Origin of the sequence: Antarcticirhabdus aurantiaca (genome assembly GCF_009765365.1) — a bacterium.
In the GTDB taxonomy this organism is placed as follows: Bacteria; Pseudomonadota; Alphaproteobacteria; order Rhizobiales; family Rhizobiaceae; genus Antarcticirhabdus; species Antarcticirhabdus aurantiaca.
On sequence record NZ_VTOM01000015.1, the window covers coordinates 37,270 to 53,811 of the forward strand.

13 protein-coding genes are annotated in these 16,542 nt (G+C 70.8%); 7 read left to right on the forward strand and 6 right to left on the reverse strand.

Annotation, left to right across the window (positions count from 1 at the left end; translation table 11 throughout):
• Positions 1–63: 63 nt before the first annotated feature.
• The 4 genes from ppdK to FZN60_RS17615 form a co-directional block, all read right to left on the reverse strand.
• Positions 64–2,751, reverse strand: coding sequence for a pyruvate, phosphate dikinase (gene ppdK, locus FZN60_RS17600; RefSeq protein ID WP_158874812.1), 2,688 nt, complete (start codon positions 2,749–2,751; stop codon positions 64–66).
• Between the two features lie 166 nt (positions 2,752–2,917).
• Positions 2,918–3,679 carry a DsbA family protein gene (locus FZN60_RS17605; RefSeq protein ID WP_158874813.1) on the reverse strand — a complete coding sequence of 254 codons (762 nt, stop codon included), beginning with the start codon at positions 3,677–3,679 and terminating at the stop codon, positions 2,918–2,920.
• A gap of 128 nt (positions 3,680–3,807) precedes the next feature.
• On the reverse strand, positions 3,808–4,311 hold the full coding sequence (locus FZN60_RS17610) for a DUF721 domain-containing protein (RefSeq protein ID WP_246726915.1): 504 nt from the start codon (positions 4,309–4,311) through the stop codon (positions 3,808–3,810).
• Positions 4,308–5,657, reverse strand: a complete 1,350-nt coding sequence (locus FZN60_RS17615) for an O-antigen ligase family protein (protein ID WP_158874814.1) — start codon at positions 5,655–5,657, stop codon at positions 4,308–4,310. Before FZN60_RS17615 ends, FZN60_RS17610 begins: the two co-directional genes overlap by 4 nt.
• Here FZN60_RS17615 and mutY point away from each other — a divergent pair.
• Positions 5,656–6,780 carry an A/G-specific adenine glycosylase gene (gene mutY / locus FZN60_RS17620; RefSeq protein ID WP_158874815.1) on the forward strand — a complete coding sequence of 375 codons (1,125 nt, stop codon included), beginning with the start codon at positions 5,656–5,658 and terminating at the stop codon, positions 6,778–6,780. The two genes, FZN60_RS17615 and mutY, sit on opposite strands and share 2 nt — an antisense overlap.
• On the opposite strand, the gene FZN60_RS17625 is transcribed toward mutY, so the two are convergent.
• The gene (locus FZN60_RS17625) at positions 6,719–7,855 is read right to left on the reverse strand and encodes a site-specific DNA-methyltransferase (protein WP_158874816.1); all 1,137 of its coding nucleotides are present in this window, start codon (positions 7,853–7,855) and stop codon (positions 6,719–6,721) included. The genes mutY and FZN60_RS17625 overlap by 62 nt on opposite strands.
• Before the next feature lie 186 nt (positions 7,856–8,041).
• On the opposite strand from FZN60_RS17625, the gene FZN60_RS17630 reads away from it, so the two are divergent.
• The gene (locus FZN60_RS17630; protein WP_158874817.1) at positions 8,042–8,728 is read left to right on the forward strand and encodes an HAD family hydrolase; all 687 of its coding nucleotides are present in this window, start codon (positions 8,042–8,044) and stop codon (positions 8,726–8,728) included.
• A complete protein-coding gene (locus tag FZN60_RS17635) occupies positions 8,728–9,441 on the forward strand; it encodes an ankyrin repeat domain-containing protein (RefSeq protein WP_158874818.1) in 714 nt (237 codons plus the stop codon). The genes FZN60_RS17630 and FZN60_RS17635 overlap by 1 nt, the downstream gene beginning before the upstream one ends.
• A gap of 25 nt (positions 9,442–9,466) precedes the next feature.
• Here the strand turns inward: FZN60_RS17635 and FZN60_RS17640 are convergent, their stop codons facing one another.
• Entirely contained in the window at positions 9,467–10,030 is a 564-nt protein-coding gene (locus FZN60_RS17640) for a hypothetical protein (protein ID WP_158874819.1), read from the reverse strand.
• 144 nt (positions 10,031–10,174) lie between these two features.
• On the opposite strand from FZN60_RS17640, the gene thrC reads away from it, so the two are divergent.
• The 4 genes from thrC to FZN60_RS17660 all read left to right on the forward strand — a co-directional run bounded on the left by thrC (position 10,175) and on the right by FZN60_RS17660 (position 16,497).
• Positions 10,175–11,584, forward strand: coding sequence for a threonine synthase (gene thrC, locus FZN60_RS17645; RefSeq protein ID WP_158874820.1), 1,410 nt, complete (start codon positions 10,175–10,177; stop codon positions 11,582–11,584).
• On the forward strand, positions 11,581–12,888 hold the full coding sequence (locus tag FZN60_RS17650; RefSeq protein WP_199266589.1) for a M16 family metallopeptidase: 1,308 nt from the start codon (positions 11,581–11,583) through the stop codon (positions 12,886–12,888). Before thrC ends, FZN60_RS17650 begins: the two co-directional genes overlap by 4 nt.
• Before the next feature lie 23 nt (positions 12,889–12,911).
• On the forward strand, positions 12,912–13,535 hold the full coding sequence (locus FZN60_RS17655) for a GNAT family N-acetyltransferase (protein WP_158874821.1): 624 nt from the start codon (positions 12,912–12,914) through the stop codon (positions 13,533–13,535).
• A 61-nt stretch (positions 13,536–13,596) separates the two neighbouring features.
• Complete coding sequence (locus tag FZN60_RS17660; protein ID WP_158874822.1) at positions 13,597–16,497, forward strand: EAL domain-containing protein; 2,901 nt, start codon at positions 13,597–13,599, stop codon at positions 16,495–16,497.
• Positions 16,498–16,542 lie beyond the last annotated feature (45 nt).

Genomic DNA, 16,542 nt, shown 5'->3' on the forward strand with positions numbered 1-16,542 from the left:
ACGGCGACAGCCTGCTTCGAAAGAGCGCCGGCCCTCGCCCGCTCGCGGGATGCGCTTGACGCGTCAGCCCCGAGCCCGGCCGCGCGGTGATCCGTGCCCGCGGCTCGCGCGCCGCTCGCGGATGGCCGACTGGGCCGCGGCGAGGCGGGCGATCGGCACGCGGAAGGGCGAGCAGGACACGTAGTCGAGGCCGCACTTCTCGAAGAAGGCGATCGAGGCCGGGTCGCCGCCCTGCTCGCCGCAAACGCCGAGCGAGATGTCCGGGCGGGCGCGGCGTGCCTTTTCCACGGCGAGAAGGATCAGCTCCCCCACCCCGTCGATGTCGAGGCTCTGGAACGGGTCACGCGCGATCACGCCTTCGCGCACGTAGGTCGACAGGAAGTTCGCCGCGTCGTCGCGGGAGATGCCGAACACGGTCTGCGTCAGGTCGTTGGTTCCGAAGGAGAAGAACTCCGCGACCTCGGCGATCGAGTCGGCCCTGACAGCCGCGCGCGGCAGTTCGATCATCGTGCCGACGAGATAGGCGACGCGGCGCCCCTTCTCCTTGGCGACCCGCTCGGCCACGGCGTCGATGCGCGCCTTGACGAAGTCGAGCTCCTTCCGGATTCCGACGAGCGGCACCATGATCTCGGGAACCACGTCCTCGCCCGCCCGGCTTCCCGCCTCGATCGCCGCCTCGAAGATCGCCCGCGCCTGGACCTCGACGATTTCGGGATAGGAGATCGCGAGGCGACAGCCGCGATGGCCGAGCATCGGGTTGAACTCGTGCAGCGCGTCGATGCGCTGGCGGATCACCGATTCGTCGAGCCCGAGCTGTTCGGCGGCTTCCGCGATCTCGTTGTCGCCCTTGGGCAGGAACTCGTGGAGCGGCGGGTCGAGGAGGCGGATCGTCACCGGCTGGCCGGCCATGATCTCGAAGAGCTCGATGAAATCCGAGCGCTGGATGGGCAGGAGCGCTTCCAGCGCCCGGCGCCGCCCCGCCTCGTCGCTGGCGAGGATCATCTCGCGCATCGCCTGGATGCGCCCGCCCTCGAAGAACATGTGCTCGGTGCGGCAGAGGCCGATGCCCTCCGCCCCGAAGGAGCGCGCCGCCCGCGCGTCGAAGGGGGTCTCGGCATTGGTGCGCACGCCCATGCGCCGGGCCCGGTCTGCGAACTCCATGAGGGTCGCGAAATCGCCGGTCAGCGTCGGGCGGATCAGGGTCACGGCGCCCTCGATCACCTCGCCGGACGAGCCGTCGATGGTGATCTCGTCGCCCTCGCGCAGCGTGCGCCCGGAGGCGAGGAGCGTTCCCGCCTCCGCGTCGATGCGCAGCAGCCCCGCACCGGTCACGCAGGGCTTGCCCAGACCGCGGGCAACGACGGCGGCGTGGCTCGTCGTGCCGCCGCGGATCGTCAGGACGCCTTCGGCGACGTGCATGCCGTGAACGTCCTCCGGCAGCGTCTCGTTGCGCACCAGGATCACCGCCCGCCCCTCGGCGCCGGCAAGCCGCGCGGCCTCCGTCGAAAACACGATCGCGCCCGTCGCCGCGCCCGGCGAGGCGGGCATGCCGCGGCCGATGATCGGCAGCTCTCCGCCGCGCTCGATGGTCGGATGGAGGAGCTGGTCGAGCGAGGCGGGATCGATTCGGAGCAGCGCCTCCTCCTCCTCGATCAGCCCGTCGCGCACCTGCTCGACGGCGATCCGCACGGCCTGCGCGGGGGTGCGCCGGAGCGGGCGGAACTGAAGAAGGAAGAGCTCGCCGTCGCCGACCATGAAGTCGACCTCGACCGCGTCGGCGAGGTGCGCCTCGAGCCGCGCGACGTGGCCGGCGAGTTCGGCGCAGTCGGCGGGAAAGCTCTCGGCGTTCGCCCCGGCGGCGCAGACTTCCGAAAGGTCGAGCGCCTCGCCGCGCTCGCCGATCTCGGCCTCGTCCCGGCCCTTGGCGCGGAACTCGCCGGCCAGATGCGCCCGCCCGGTCGCCAGGTCGCGCGAGATCGCCCGGCCGGTCCCGGAGTAAACGTTGCGCTCGTTGAAGATCATCGCGTGGGCGGTGACGGCGAGGCCGGCATTCTCGGGCACGCCCTGCGCCGTGCGATAGGCCTTGGCGAGCGGGTTGCGCCAGGAGGCGAAGCTCGCCTCGATCGCCTGGACGAGCTGCTCCAACGGCACCTGCGGCAGCGTCGCGCCGATCTCGTCCTCGTAGAAGGCGTGGTAGCGCGCCATCAGCGCGCGCCACTCGGCCGGGCTCGCCGGCTCGCCCCGCCAGCCGGCGCGCTCGCCCTCCTCGTCCGCGATCTCCTCGAACTCGCCGGGATCGACGTCGTGGACGAGCGCGGCGAAGCTTTCCATGAAGCGCTTGTAGGAGCGGAAGGCGAAGTCGGTGTCGCCGAGCTCGTCGGCGAAGATCTCGACCGTCCGGTCGTTGAGCCCGATGTCGAGGACGGTGTTGGCGAGACCCGGCATCGCGCCCCGCGCGCCGGTGCGCAGCGCCAGGAGCAGCGGGCGCTCGGCGCCGTCGAAGCGCCGGCCGGTCACCGCTTCCAGCCACTCGATGCCGTCGCGGATGTCGGCGCGCAGCGGCTGCGGCAGGGCTCCGCCGCCGGCCTCGGCGTCGCGCCAGGCGCCGGTGGAAAGCGTGAACCCGGGCGGCACCGGCAGGTCGAGCGCCGCCATGACGGCGAGGTTGTAGCCCTTCTGGCCGAGCGCTTCCGCCGCGTCGGCCGGTCGTTCGGCGACGCCCCGTCGGAAGGTGAACAAGCGCTTGGCCATGGGTCCGGGCACGCCCTCGCGAGCGGCGCCGCGCACGGGGCGTGCCGCTGCCTCAATCAGAGCCACGACATCTAGGCCAAGATGCGGTGCGCGCCAATTGCTGCATTGCAACAATTCACAGGGAGCCGGACGCGGCGCTCGGGGCGCGCCGCGTCCGAGGCGATCGTCAGCCCTGGCCGCCGTGCGCTTCGATCACCGCCGCCATGTCCTCGGCCGACAGCGCACCCGGATACTTGTCGCCGTTGACGAAGAAGGTCGGCGTCGCGCTGACGCCGAACTCGGTCTGGGCGCGCTGCTGGACGGCGACGACGTTGCCCTGCAGCGTCTTGTCGCCGAGGCAGGCCTTGAAGCCGTCCTCGTTCAGGCCGGCGAGCTTGGCGATCGACAGGAGCGCGACGGACGCGTTCTCGGCCCGCGCCCAGTTGTCCTGCTGGTCGAACAGGACGTCGAGCATGCGCGTGCGGCGCTCGGGCTCGGTCGCCCCCGCGCAGCGCGCCAGCATGAAGGCGGCGAGCGCGCGCTCGTCGAAGGGGAACTCGCGGATGATCAGCTTGGCCTTGCCGGTGTCGAGATAGGCGGCCTTGATCGCGGGATAGCTGTTGGCGTGGAAGTCGGCGCAGTGGCTGCAGGTGGTCGAGGCGTATTCGACGATGGTCACCGGCGCGTTGGGGTCGCCGATCACGACGTCCGGCAGGGCGCCGGCCGCCATCAGCGCGCCGACGTCGACCTTGCCCTGGGCTTCCGGGGCGCTGGCGGAGGGCGTCACGGCGGGGGCGGCACCCGCGGCCGGAGCGGCGGTGGCCGGCGCGGCCTCCTGCGCCTGGGCGCCCATCGGCGCCGCAAGCGACAGGGCGGCGGCCCCGAGAAGAGCGGCGACGCGCACGCGGGACGAGCGGCGGGTCGGCGCGATGGTGATCGTGTCTCGCATGATGTCTCGTCGCTCCTCGGCGATGAACAAGCAAACCTTCGGGCACAGGCTCTAGCGGCGCCCGCTTCTCCTGTCCAAGCGCGTTTTGCCCGAGCCTTCCCGAACCCGCGATGAACGGCGCGCCGCCGTCACGGCCGCACGCGGCCGAGAATGCTCGCCGCGAATTCCGCAAGTGCCTGTTTCAGCTTGGGATCCTCGACCCGCTCGACCATGGCCTGAACCTGCGCGCGCTGCGCTTCGGAGAGCGGGCGCATCTCGGGCTTTCGGCTGGGCCGCCATTCCTTGACGGTCTTTTGAACGATCTTGATCCGCTCCACCGCCCGGAAGCCGAAGAAGGCGTTCAACCGGTCGAGGAGCTCGGAGGTCTGGTGCTGGAGCCGCAGCGCGGCGCTCGCCTCGCAGGCGACCACGAGCACGGCGGGCTCCATCCCCTCGCCCGGCCGGCGCTTGGCGGGCCACTGCAGCTTTTCCGGCCGCGTCACGTCGGACAGGCGCGGGCCGACGAGCTCCGGCCAGGCGGCGATGAGCCCCGTGGTCATGCCCGCCTTCTTCTTCAGGATCGGATCCATCAGCACCGCGACGAGATCCGACACGGGCGCGGCGTCCCGCCGTCGCTTGGGAGGCGCGCTCACCAGGCACGCTTCCGGGACAGCGGCACGGAGGCCGCGATCGTCGGCGCGGCGAGGATCCAGATGCCGTCGAGGACGTCGTGGGTGATCGACAGGTTGGTGAAGCCGGGGATCAGGAAGGCGCAAACGAGGACGATCGCGAAGGCGATCCGGTCGCGCGCCTCGCTCGGACTGCCGCGATGCCGCCACAGGATGGCGGTGGCGAGCGGCGCGAACAGGAGCGCGAAGAGCGCCGCCACGCCGCAAAGCCCCCCGGCCACCGCGATCGTCAGGACGATGTTGTGGAGGTGCGAGTAGCTGAAGGACGCGAAGGTCGCGGTGTCGAAATAGGGCACGATCGCGGCCCAGACCCGGCTGAAGCCGTAGCCGACGACCGGCGCGTCGGCGAAGGCGGCGAGGCCCGCCCGGTAGATCTCCCAGCGCAGGCTGAGCGAGGTGGGCCCGTCGCCGTTTCCGGCCATCAGCGCCTGGAGGTCGGAATCGAAGTGGCGGGCGCGCTCGCTGACCGAGGGCAGGACGAGAACCACGAGGGCGAGCGCCACGAGAAGCGCGAGGACGCCGATCCCCACCCGCCGCCGCGGCGACAGCGCCCGCCACAGCGTCGACAGGTCGCCCCACCGCGCCCAGAGCACCGCCGCCGCGACCGGCGGGGCCGCGAACCATGTGCCGCGCATGCCGCTGAGAAGCAGCCCGGCCAGTGCGCCGCACAGGCCCGCCAGCGCCAGGAGGTTGCGCCAGCGCGGTCCCTCCGCCCGCAGGCACAGGCCCGCCCCGCCGGCGGCAAACAGCGCGGCGACCGAGAGCGGCCCGGCATTGCCCATCAGCCCCTCGACCCGCTGCCAGCCGAGCGCGTGCTGGCCGATCGACAGGAGGCCGATCGCGACACCGCCGATGGCGAGGCCGAGAAAGCTCGCCGGCAGCACCTTGTCGGGATCCGAGATGCGCATGCGGCAGATCTGGAAGGCCGGCAGAATGTAGAGGAGGAGCGTCGCCGCCGCGTAGAGCGCCGAGCCGCCGTTCTGAGCGAAGTCGATCGCCGAGAGCAGGCCGACGAAGCCGAGGCAGGACAGGACGACGGGCATGTCGGGCGCGCCGATCACCAGCGGGATGCGCCGCAGCACCAGCGAGATCAGCGCCCAGCCGGCGAGCAGGATCAGCATGAAGGTGAAGGTCGAGCCGAGAAAGGCCGCCAGCGCGAAGAGCACGGTGAATGCGACGTGGTTGCGCCTCGCAATGTCGGCGAGCGGCGGGTAGAGAAGGGCGTCGAGGCGGCCGGAGCCCACGGGCGCCGCCGCGCGCAGCGCCGGTTCGCGGCGAAAGAATCCCTCCGGTCCCCTCAAGTCGTCCATGCCGTCAGAGTCCCCTCGAAACCGCCTCGCCGAGCGCCTTCTCGACTGGTACGACCGGCATGCCCGCGACCTTCCCTGGCGGGTGTCGCCCGCCGCGCGCGCTGCCGGAACGGTTGCCGATCCCTACCGCGTCTGGTTGTCGGAAGTCATGCTCCAGCAGACGACGGTCGCGGCGGTGAAACCCTTTTTCGAGCGCTTCGTCAACAAATGGCCCGATGTCGCGGCGCTCGCCGCGGCCGACGAGGCGGACGTGATGGGTGCCTGGGCGGGTCTCGGCTATTACAGCCGCGCGCGCAATCTCCACGCCTGCGCCAAGACCGTTGCCGACGACTTCGCCGGACGCTTTCCCGGCAGCGCCGCGCGCCTGCGCGACCTGCCCGGCATCGGCGACTATACCTCCGCGGCCATCGCGGCCATCGCCTTCGACGAGGCGGTGCCCGTCGTCGACGGCAACGTCGAGCGCGTGACGACCCGCCTTCTCGCGATCGAAACGCCGCTGCCGAAGGCGAAGGTGGCGATTCGCGCGGCGCTCGCCGCGATCCTGCCCGTCGGGCGACCCGGCGACTTCGCGCAAGCGATGATGGATCTGGGAGCCACCGTCTGCACGCCGCGCAAGCCAGCCTGCGTCCTTTGCCCTTGGCGTCCCGACTGCCGCGCGGCATCCGAAGGGCGCCAGGAGAGCTTTCCCGTCAAGCCGAAGAAGAGCGCCAAGCCGCAGCGCCGCGGCGCCGCCTTCGTGGCCGTGCGACCGAGCGACGGGGCGATATGGCTGCGCCGCCGGCCGCCCTCGGGCCTTCTCGGCGGCATGAGCGAGCCGCCGAGCACCGGCTGGAGTTCGCGCGCGGACGGCGAGACCGGCGCGTCCGCTGCGCCCTTCCCCGCCGCTTGGCAGGCCATGGGCACAGCGGCTCACGGCTTCACCCATTTCGACCTCGTTCTCGAGGTCTGGTGCGCCGACGTGCCCGACGTGCCGCCCGGCACGCAGGGGCGCTGGGTCTTGCCCGCCGAACTCGGCGGCGCCGCCCTGCCGACCCTCATGCGCAAGGTCGTGGACGCCGCGCTTACGCGCCGACCGTCCCCATCCGCTCGCGGATCTGGCGGCGCAGTTCCTCGATCGGGGTAAGCCCCCCCTTCTCGCGCAGGTGCCAGAAGGCCCAGCCGTTGCAGCTCTCGAGACCCTGCACCTTGGCGCCGATGCGGTGGATGGAGGCCGCTTCGCCATCGATCGCGATCGTTCCGTCGGCGCGCACCATGGCGCTCCAGCGGCCCTTGATGTCCGTCAGCTCGGCGCCGGGCGCGACGATCCCGGACTCGACGAGGCTGGCGAAGGGCACGCGCGGCTCGGCGCGCTTGGGCAGCACCGACTTCAGCGCCGCGGCCTCCAGGGGCTCGATCGCCGCGATCCGCGCTTCGGCCGCCTGGGCATAGGCGCGCTCGCGCTCGATGCCGATGAAGCGCCGGCCGAGGCGCTTGGCCACGGCTCCGGTCGTGCCGGTCCCGAAGAAGGGGTCGAGCACGACGTCGCCGGGGCGCGAGGTCGACAGGAGGATGCGCGCGAGGAGCGCTTCCGGCTTCTGCGTCGGATGGGCCTTCTTGCCCTCCGTATCCTTCAGCCGCTCGGCGCCCGAGCAGATTGGGAACAGCCAGTCCGAGCGCATCTGCACGTCGTCGTTGGCCGCCTTCATGGCGTCGTAGTTGAAGGTGTAGCCCTTGGAATCCTTGTCGCGCGAGGCCCAGATCATGGTCTCGTGGGCGTTCTGCATCCGCCGGCCGCGAAAGTTCGGCATGGGGTTGCTCTTGCGCCAAACGACGTCGTTGAGCAGCCAGAAGCCGAGGTCCTGCATCTTGGCGCCGACGCGGAAGATGTTGTGGTAGGATCCGATCACCCAGATCGAGCCCGTCGGCTTCAGGACGCGCCGCGCCGCGATCAGCCAGCTCGTGGTGAAGGCGTCGTAGGCCTCGAAGCTGTCGAAGCGGTCCCAGTCGTCGTCGACCGCGTCCACCTTGCTCTGGTCGGGCCGGTAGAGGTCGCCGCCGAGCTGTAGGTTGTAGGGCGGATCGGCGAAGATCAGGTCGACGCTCTTTTCCGGCATCATCGCCATCTTGGCGATGCAGTCGCCGACGAGGATCTGGCCGGCGGGCGCCGGCTCGGTCTCGGGAACGTGCTCCGGGCGGGGCTTCGAACGCGTCTTGATCATGCAACACCGGACAAATGCGGGGACGGTTTGAACCGGATTCATGGTTACCGAACGCGGTAAACATTCCATGAAGGCACCGGAACGGCCTTTCGCCGTCCCTCGATCGCGCCCCTGGACAGGCGCGCCGAAGGCGGGCATGCGGGAGGCTTCGCCTGCCCTGTCCCGCATTGTTCGTCCGAGGCCCCCATGTCCGCGCTCCAGCTTGCCATCTTCGACTGCGACGGCGTCCTCGTGGATTCGGAGATCATCGCGGCCGAGGTCGAGGCGGAGATGCTGACGGAGTTCGGCTTCGAGTTCACCGCCGGCGAACTCGGCGCGCGCTTCGCCGGCCTCACCTGGGGCGCGATCGTCAAGCGCTTGGAGGAAGAGACCGGCCGAGCCTTTCCCGACGATTTCGCGGGCAAGGTCGAGGCGGCGGTCAAGGAGCGCATCGGCCGCGAGGTGCAGGCCGTGCCGGGCGTCCACGCCATGCTCGACCTCGTCGACCTGCCGCGCTGCATCTGCTCGAACTCCGCGACGAGCCTCCTCCAGCTGGAGCTGAAGCGCGTCGACCTTTGGGACCGCTTCCGTCCCTACGTCTTTTCCGCGGTCGAAGTGGGCTCCAAGGCCCCCAAGCCCGCGCCGGACGTCTTCCTCCACGCCTGCCGCGAGTTCGAGGTCGATCCCGGCGCCGCGATCGTCATCGAGGACTCGGTGCACGGCGTCCACGCCGCGATCGCGGCCGGCTGCCGCGTCGTCGGCTTCACCGGCGGCAAGCACACCTGGGCCGGCCATGCCGACGCCCTGACGGAAGCCGGCGCCGAGACCGTGATCGGCCGCCTCGCCGACTATCCCGCGACGGTCGAAGCCTTGTCGCTCTGGCGGGGCGACTGATGGCCGAGGGTGCCGGGCCGATCCGGGCGGCACCGCCCGCGAGGAGGACGCGCCTGCGCATCCTCGCCGGTCTGCCGCCCTGGATCCTCTGGGTCCTGTGCATCCTCCTGGTGACTCCGGTCCTCATCAACGTCCCGGGCGATCCCGAGCCTTGGGAAAGATGGCTCTACTTCGCCGTACTCGCGGCGGTGACGTTCTATCCGATCCTCCTGCCGGTCTTCGCCGGCTTCGAGAAGCGGGCGCGCCGTCGGAACGAGGTCGGCAAGGCGCGAACCTTTCGCCGCGCGATCTGGGTGATCTTCGGCCTCGCAGCCGGGGTCGTCGTCGCGCTCGCCGCCGTCATGTACGCCAACCAGCCGCCGCCCATGCGTGCCGAGCAGCGCATCGAGGAGGAGCTTTCGACGGCGATCGCCGCCCACGACCTCGACGCGCTCCGGAGGCTCGTGGAGGGCGGCGTCGACGTCGAGTTCCCCTTGTTCGGCGACGGCACGCCCGCGACGCTCGCGGGCCTTCACCAGGCTTGGCCGCTTCTTCTCTACCTCATCGAGAAGGGCGCCGATCCCGACAAGGCCACCATGACCGGGTGGACGGCACGCAGCCTCCTCGACGAGGCGCCGCCGCCGCCCGGTGAGGGCGACGACGCCCGAGCCTATCGACGACTGCGCGAGATGCTGGGTTCGCCCGGGCAGGGCAGCGCCCCGCCCGCCGGCTGAGACGGGCGCGCCTCGGCTTGCGCCCCTACTGCGCCGCGGCGGTCCGACCGCCGCCGGCCGGCGGGCCCTCGTCGAAGCCGACGAACACCGTCAGCGAGCGGTCGGAGGGACCGGCGAGCGCGACGCCCGTGTCGACGAAGGAGAAGATCTGCGCGCCCCCGCCGGGGTTCACCGTCACCGCCTGGCTGCCGAGCTTGGAGTAAAGGACGTCGCTGCCGCGCGTGACCGCGACGCGGATCGGCAGGCGCACCGTGGAGGAGCCCGTGCCCCCCTGCGGCATGACCCGGCCGGCGACGCCAACGTGCATGAACAGCTTGCCGTCGGCCACGCGGCAGTCGCGGCTCGTGCCCGTGATCGAGGCGACGAAGGCCGGACGCTCCAGGATCGAGGTCCCCTCGCGCAGCGTCACGTTCGGGCAGAACTCCGGCTGCGTGCCCGCCTCGAACCCGGCAACGGCGACCGGCTCGGCGGTGGCCGGGCGCTGGGGCGACAAGGAGTTGGCAATATCCGTGCTGCCACCTGATGAGGCGCAGGCCGCAAGACCCGCCGGCAGCAGCAGCGCGAGCGCGAGCCGTTTCGTGAAACCCATAGGCATCCGTCGGTTCTTTCCTTATGATTGCCCCGGCGGCTTCTTAGCAAAGCGCGCCGGGCCAAGCGACAGGCGGACAATGGCCCGATCGGATTTTCCCCGCCGCGGCCGGCCTGCGGCAGGTGGGCGGGAGTGGAGTTGCACGTGAAATATGTGAGTACGCGCGGAGAGGCGCCCGTTCTCGGCTTCGCCGACGTCCTCCTGGCGGGCCTGGCCGCCGACGGGGGCCTTTACGTCCCCGAGACCTGGCCGACGCTGTCGCCCGAGACGATCCGCGGCTTTGCCGGGGCTTCCTATCCCGAGGTCGCCTTCGCCGTCATGCAGCCTTTCGTCGGCGGCGAGATCAAGGACGCCGACCTCAAGCGCATGATCGCGGAAAGCTACGCCACCTTCCCGCACCCGGCCGTCGCCCCGCTCGTGCAGATCGGCCCGCGGCACTTCTGCCTCGAACTCTTCCACGGCCCGACGCTCGCCTTCAAGGACGTGGCGATGCAGCTCATCGCCCGGCTGATGGACCATGTCCTCGCCGAGCGCGGCCGGCGCGCGACCATCGTCGGCGCGACCTCGGGCGATACCGGCGGCGCGGCGATCGCCGCCTTCGCGGGCCGCGCGCGCACCGACCTCTTCATTCTCTTCCCGAACGGGCGCGTGTCGCCGGTGCAGCAGCGCCAGATGACGACGTCGGGCGCCGACAACGTTTATGCCGTCGCGATCGACGGGACCTTCGACGACGCGCAAGGCATCGTGAAGGGCATGTTCAACGATCCGCGCTTCCGCGACCGCGTCGCGCTGTCGGGCGTCAACTCCATCAACTGGGCCCGCATCATGGCCCAGATCGTCTACTACTTCACCAGCGCCGCGAGCCTCGGGAGCCCCGAGCGCGAGGTCTCCTTCACGGTGCCGACCGGCAATTTCGGCGACATCTTCGCCGGCTACGCCGCGACCCGCATGGGGCTGCCGGTCAAGCGCCTGGTGGTCGCCACCAACGCCAACGACATCCTCGCCCGCTGCCTCGACACGGGTCGCTACGAGACGAACGGCGTGGAAGCCACGATGTCCCCCTCCATGGACATCCAGGTCTCCTCCAACTTCGAGCGCCTCCTGTTCGAGGCGGGCGGGCGCGACGCCGCCGGCGTGCGCCGCATGATGGCGAGCCTTTGGCAGTCCGGCGGCTTCACCGTGCCGGCGGAGACCCTGGCCTCGATCCGCACCCTCTTCGCGGCCGGCCGCTCCGGCGAGGAGGACACGGCCAGGACCATCCGCCGGATCCTCGACGACACCTCCTACCTCCTCGATCCGCACACCGCGGTCGGCGTCGGCGTCGCCGAGCGGCATCTCGGGGACGAGCCGATGATCACGCTCTCCACCGCCCATCCCGCGAAGTTCCCAGAAGCCGTGAAGCGGGCGTGCGGCCGCGACGCCAGCCTTCCCGTCAGCCACGAAGGCCTGATGGAGCGGGCCGAACAGTTCGACCGGCTTCCCGCGGAACTCTCCGCCGTCCAGACCTACGTCCTCGCCCGGAGCCAGGCCGCGGCCAAGGGAGCCGCCGCTTGAGCGCCCGGATCACCGAACTGGCGAACGGCATGACCGTCGCCACCGAAGACATGCCCCTTCTGGAAAGCGCGGCCCTCGGCATCTGGGTGAAGAGCGGGGCGCGCGACGAGCTCGCCGACGAGCACGGCCTCGCCCATCTCCTGGAGCACATGGCCTTCAAGGGCACGTCGCGCCGCTCGGCGCGCGCCATCGCCGAGGAGATCGAGGACGTCGGCGGCGAGCTGAACGCCGCGACCACGGTCGAGACGACCTCCTACTACGCCCGCGTCCTTCGCGACGACGTGCCGCTCGCCTTCGACATCCTCGCCGACATCATCACCGACTCGCGCTTCGATCCGGCCGAGCTCGAGCGCGAGCAGTCGGTGATCCTCCAGGAGCTCGGCGCCGCCGAGGACACGCCCGACGACATCGTCTTCGACCGCTTCCAGGCGACCGCCTTCGCCGACCAGGTCATCGGCCGTCCGATTCTCGGCACGCGCGAGAGCGTGAAGTCCTTCACGCCCGAATCGCTGCGCGCCTATCTCGGGCGCAACTACGATCCCTCGCGCATGATCGTCAGCGCCGCCGGCGCCGTCGACCACGACGCGATCTGCCGCCAGATCGAGGACGCCTTCTCGGGCTTTCGAGCCACGCGCGCGCCCGCCGAGCCGGCGCCCGCGGCGCGCTACACGGGCGGCGAGTTCCGCGAGAGCCGCGACCTCCAGGACGCCCAGCTCGTTCTCGGCTTCCAGGGCCGGCCCTACTACCAGCGCGACTTCTATGCGAGCCAGGTCCTCGCCCACGTCCTGGGCGGCGGCATGTCCTCGCGCCTGTTCCAGGAGGTTCGCGAGACCCGCGGCCTCTGCTACGCGATCTACGCCTTCCACTGGTCCTTTTCCGATACCGGCATCTTCGGCGTCCACGCCGCGACCGGAGAGGAGGAGCTCGCCGAACTCGCCCCCGTCATCATCGACGAGCTGATGCGCGCCTCCGCCGGCATCGGCGAGGCGGAGCTGACGCGCGCCCGCGCCCAGATGCGTTCCTCGCTCCTGATGAGCCAGGAAAGCCCGGGATCCCGCGCCGGCCAGATCGCCCGCCAGCTGATGTTCGCCGGCCGCACCATCACCAACGAGGAGCTCCTCGACCGCCTCGCCGCGATCACGCCCGAGCGCATCTGCGACCTCGCCGAGCGCTTGTTCCTGCAGGGGCCGGCGACGCTCGCCGCGATCGGGCCGATCGACCACCTGCCGGGCCTGGGCGAGCTGTCGACCCGCCTTTCGGCCGGCGCGCCGCCTCCCGTCCAGGCCCTCGCGGCCGGGCGCTGAGACGAGAAGGCGGTCGGCGCGCCATGCGGCTGTTCGACCAGCTGTTCGGACAGGTCCTGCCGGACATCGCCGACGAGCGCCTCCTGCTGCGCCTGCCGCGGGCCGACGACTACCCGCAATGGCGCGACCTCAGGGCCGAGAGCCGCGCCTTCCTGGCGCCCTGGGAGCCGGCCTGGAGCGGGGACGAGCTGTCGCGCCCCGCTTATCGCGCGCGCCTCAAGCGCTACCGCCAGGAGGCGGTGGAGCGCTCCGGCTACACCTTCTTCCTCTTCGACGCGAAGGGCGACACGCTTCTCGGCGGGGCCACCGTCGGCCAGATCCGGCGCGGCGTCGCCCAGAGCTGCACGCTCGGCTACTGGATGGGCGAGCGCTATGCCGGCCGCGGCCTGATGCGCGGCGCGGTGGAGCTGATCAAGCCCTTCGTCTTCGAGGTCGAGCGCCTGCACCGCATCGAGGCGGCCTGCCTGCCCACCAATGCCCGCTCGATCGCCCTCCTCCAGCGTTGCGGCTTCCGCTACGAGGGGCACCTGCGCAAGTACCTGAAGATCGACGGGCGCTGGGAGGACCACAACCTCTACGCCCTTCTCGCCGAGGACGGCGGCGCACGTCCGACCCCCGGCCGTCTCCATTCCGCCGCAGCCGGGTGAGATGGGCGCGTTCAGCCGCTTCGCGCCGTTTCGTCAGACCGTTCCGAGTACCCGCCCGCCGATGCCGACCTTCCGAGAGATCACGACCCGTCTCGTCCCGCTGCTCATGCTCGTCGGCGCGCTGCTTCTCGCCGCCGGCCTGCCGGCGCGGGCGCTGACGCCGCTCAGCGTCGGCCAGGACGAAACGGCGATCAACCTCCTGCCGGGCATCGAGTTCCATCGCTCGGAGGACCGCAACTTCCAGGTGTCCACCGTTCCCGGTCCCGACGGCATCGTGCGCCGCATCGAGGTCGAGGCGACGGCGCCGAACGGCCCGGTCAACTGGGCCGTCTTCGCCCTCGCCAATCCGAGCGACGAGCAGTTCGACCGCCTGATCGTCGCTCCGAACTTCCGCCTGGCGGGCTCCGGCGTCCTCAACCCCGACCTCGGCTCGCAGCGCATCCTCTCGATCACGCCGTCCGAAGGCTTCGCGCTCGACCGCCAGACCGCGAGCGAGGGCGACGTCTTCCGCCTCACCCTCGATCCCGGCGCGGTCGTCACCTTCGTCGCCGAGCTCTCCTCGCCCAAGCTCCCCGAGATCCGCTTGTGGGAGCCCGACGCCTATAAGGACACGGTCAACTCCTACACCCTTTATCGCGGCATCGTTCTCGGCATCGCCGGCCTCCTCGCCGTGTTCCTGACGATCCTCTTCGTGGTGAAGGGCTCGGCGATGTTTCCCGCGACCGCCGCGCTCGCCTGGGCGGTGCTCGCCTATATCTGCATCGACTTCGACTTCTGGCAGAAGCTGATGCCCGCCGCGATCGCGCAGGAGCGCATCGCGCGCGCGGGCGTCGAGGTGGCGCTCGCCTTCACCCTCGTCCTCTTCCTCTACGCCTATCTGAACCTCAACCGCTGGCACGGCGTCCTGTCAATCTTCACCGGCCTCTGGCTCGCCGGCCTCGCCGTTCTCGCCGGCCTCGCGGTGTTCGATCCGATCCTCGCCTCCGGCATCGCCCGGGTCTCGCTCGCGGTGATCGCCGGCGTCGGCCTCGTCCTCATCCTGTATCTCGCCTTTCTCGGCTACGACCGCGCCGTGATGCTGATCCCGACCTGGGCGCTCGTCCTGTTCTGGCTCTTCGGCACCTGGCTCACCGTCACCGGCCGCCTCGACAACGACGTGATCCAGCCCGCCATCGGCGGCGGCCTCGTCCTGATCGTGCTTCTGATCGGCTTCACCGTCATGCAGCACGCCTTCGCCGGCGGGGGCATCGTCGACGGGCGCATCTCCGATCTCGAGCGCCAGGCCCTGGCGCTCGCCGGCACGGGCGACGCGATCTTCGACTGGGACGTGACGCGCGACCGCATCTATGCCGGGGTCGACGGCGAGGCGCTCGCCGGCATGCCGATCGCCGCGATGAACGGCCCGGCCCGGGAATGGCTGCCGATCCTCCACCCGGACGACCGCGACCGCTTCAAGCTCGCGCTCGACACGATCCTCGAGCACCGGCGCGGGCGCATCCAGCAGGATTTCCGCCTGCGCGACGAGGAAGGGCATTATCACTGGGTGAGCTTGCGCGCGCGCCCCGTTCTCGGCTCGGACGGCGAGGTCGTGCGGTGCGTCGGCACCATGAACGACGTCACCGAGCGCAAGAAGTCCGAGGAGCGCCTGCTCCACGACGCGCTGCACGACCAGCTCACGGGCCTGCCGAACCGCGAGCTGTTCATCGACCGGCTCGACGCGATCGTCGCGCTCCTGTCCTCGCGCCAGGACATGCGCCCGAGCGTCTTCGTCGTGAACGTCGACCGCTTCCGCCAGGTCAACGAGGATTTCGGCCTCGCCACCGGCGACACCATCCTCCTCACCCTCGGCCGGCGCCTGAAGCGCGTCCTGAAGCCCCAGGACTCGCTCGCCCGGCTGTCGGGCGACCAGTTCGGCCTGATCCTGGTGTCCGAGACCACCGCCGACGGCATCGCCGCCTTCGCCGAGCAGCTTCGCGCCGCGATCCGCGCGCCCATCGCCATCGGCGGGCGCGAGATCGTCCTCACCGCCTCGCTCGGCGTCGCCACCTTGAGCCCCGCAGTGCCCGCGCCGGAGGCCATCAAGGAAGCGGAACTCGCCATGTTCCAGGCCAAGAAGCTCGGCGGCGACCGCATCGAGCCCTTCCGCCCCGCCCTCAAGACCGCCGTGTCCGGCCGCCTCCAGCTCGAATCGGACCTGCGCCGGGCACTGGAGCGCGGCGAGCTCTTCCTCGTCTACCAGCCGATCGTGCGCCTCGCCGACGCGCAGATCGCCGGCTTCGAGGCGCTGATGCGTTGGGAAAGCCCGAAGCGCGGCCTCGTGTCGCCCGCCGACTTCGTGCCGCTCGCGGAATCCTGCGACCTCATCGTGCCGCTCGGCCAGTTCGCGCTGGAAGAGGCGGCCCGCCGCTTGTCCGACTGGCGGCGCCTGCCGGGCGCCGAGAGCCTCACCGTGTCCGTCAACATTTCCAGCCGCCAGCTCATCCGCCAGGACCTCCTATCGGACGTGCGCGCGGTGCTGTCGCGCTATCAGCTCGCGCCGGGCGCCCTGAAGCTGGAGATCACCGAGAGCGTCGTGATGGACAATCCCGAGCGCTCGGCTCAGCTCCTGGTGCGCCTGCGCGAGCTCGGCGTCGGCCTGTCGCTGGACGATTTCGGCACGGGCTATTCCTCGCTCGCCTACCTCATGCGCTTTCCCTTCGACACGCTGAAGATCGACCAGTCCTTCCTGCGCGCGAACAACACGCATCCGCAGCGCCCGATCATCGTCCAGTCGATCGCCACCATGGCCCACGAACTAGGTCTGGCCGTCGTCGCCGAAGGGGTGGAAACGGAAGAGGACGTCGCCCGCCTGCGCGAGCTGAAATGCGAATACGCGCAGAGCTACCTGTTCTCGCAGCCGCTTACCGCGGAGGCCGTGCGCAAGCGCCTGGGCGACCGCCGCAACGGCCGCCGCGCGAGCTAGGGCGTCTTCCGGCGAAGCGGATCCGCTTCGCCATCGGATAATGGG

Excerpts from the sequence above, each read along its gene's own strand:
- ppdK (WP_158874812.1), bottom strand. The coding sequence starts at position 2,751 with ATGGCCAAGCGCTTGTTCACCTTCCGACGGGGCGTCGCCGAACGACCG.
- FZN60_RS17605 (WP_158874813.1), bottom strand. The coding sequence starts at position 3,679 with ATGCGAGACACGATCACCATCGCGCCGACCCGCCGCTCGTCCCGCGTG.
- mutY (WP_158874815.1), top strand. The coding sequence starts at position 5,656 with ATGCCGTCAGAGTCCCCTCGAAACCGCCTCGCCGAGCGCCTTCTCGAC.
- FZN60_RS17615 (WP_158874814.1), bottom strand. The coding sequence starts at position 5,657 with ATGGACGACTTGAGGGGACCGGAGGGATTCTTTCGCCGCGAACCGGCG.
- FZN60_RS17625 (WP_158874816.1), bottom strand. The coding sequence starts at position 7,855 with ATGATCAAGACGCGTTCGAAGCCCCGCCCGGAGCACGTTCCCGAGACC.
- FZN60_RS17630 (WP_158874817.1), top strand. The coding sequence starts at position 8,042 with ATGTCCGCGCTCCAGCTTGCCATCTTCGACTGCGACGGCGTCCTCGTG.
- FZN60_RS17635 (WP_158874818.1), top strand. The coding sequence starts at position 8,728 with ATGGCCGAGGGTGCCGGGCCGATCCGGGCGGCACCGCCCGCGAGGAGG.
- FZN60_RS17640 (WP_158874819.1), bottom strand. The coding sequence starts at position 10,030 with ATGGGTTTCACGAAACGGCTCGCGCTCGCGCTGCTGCTGCCGGCGGGT.
- FZN60_RS17655 (WP_158874821.1), top strand. The coding sequence starts at position 12,912 with ATGCGGCTGTTCGACCAGCTGTTCGGACAGGTCCTGCCGGACATCGCC.
- FZN60_RS17660 (WP_158874822.1), top strand. The coding sequence starts at position 13,597 with ATGCCGACCTTCCGAGAGATCACGACCCGTCTCGTCCCGCTGCTCATG.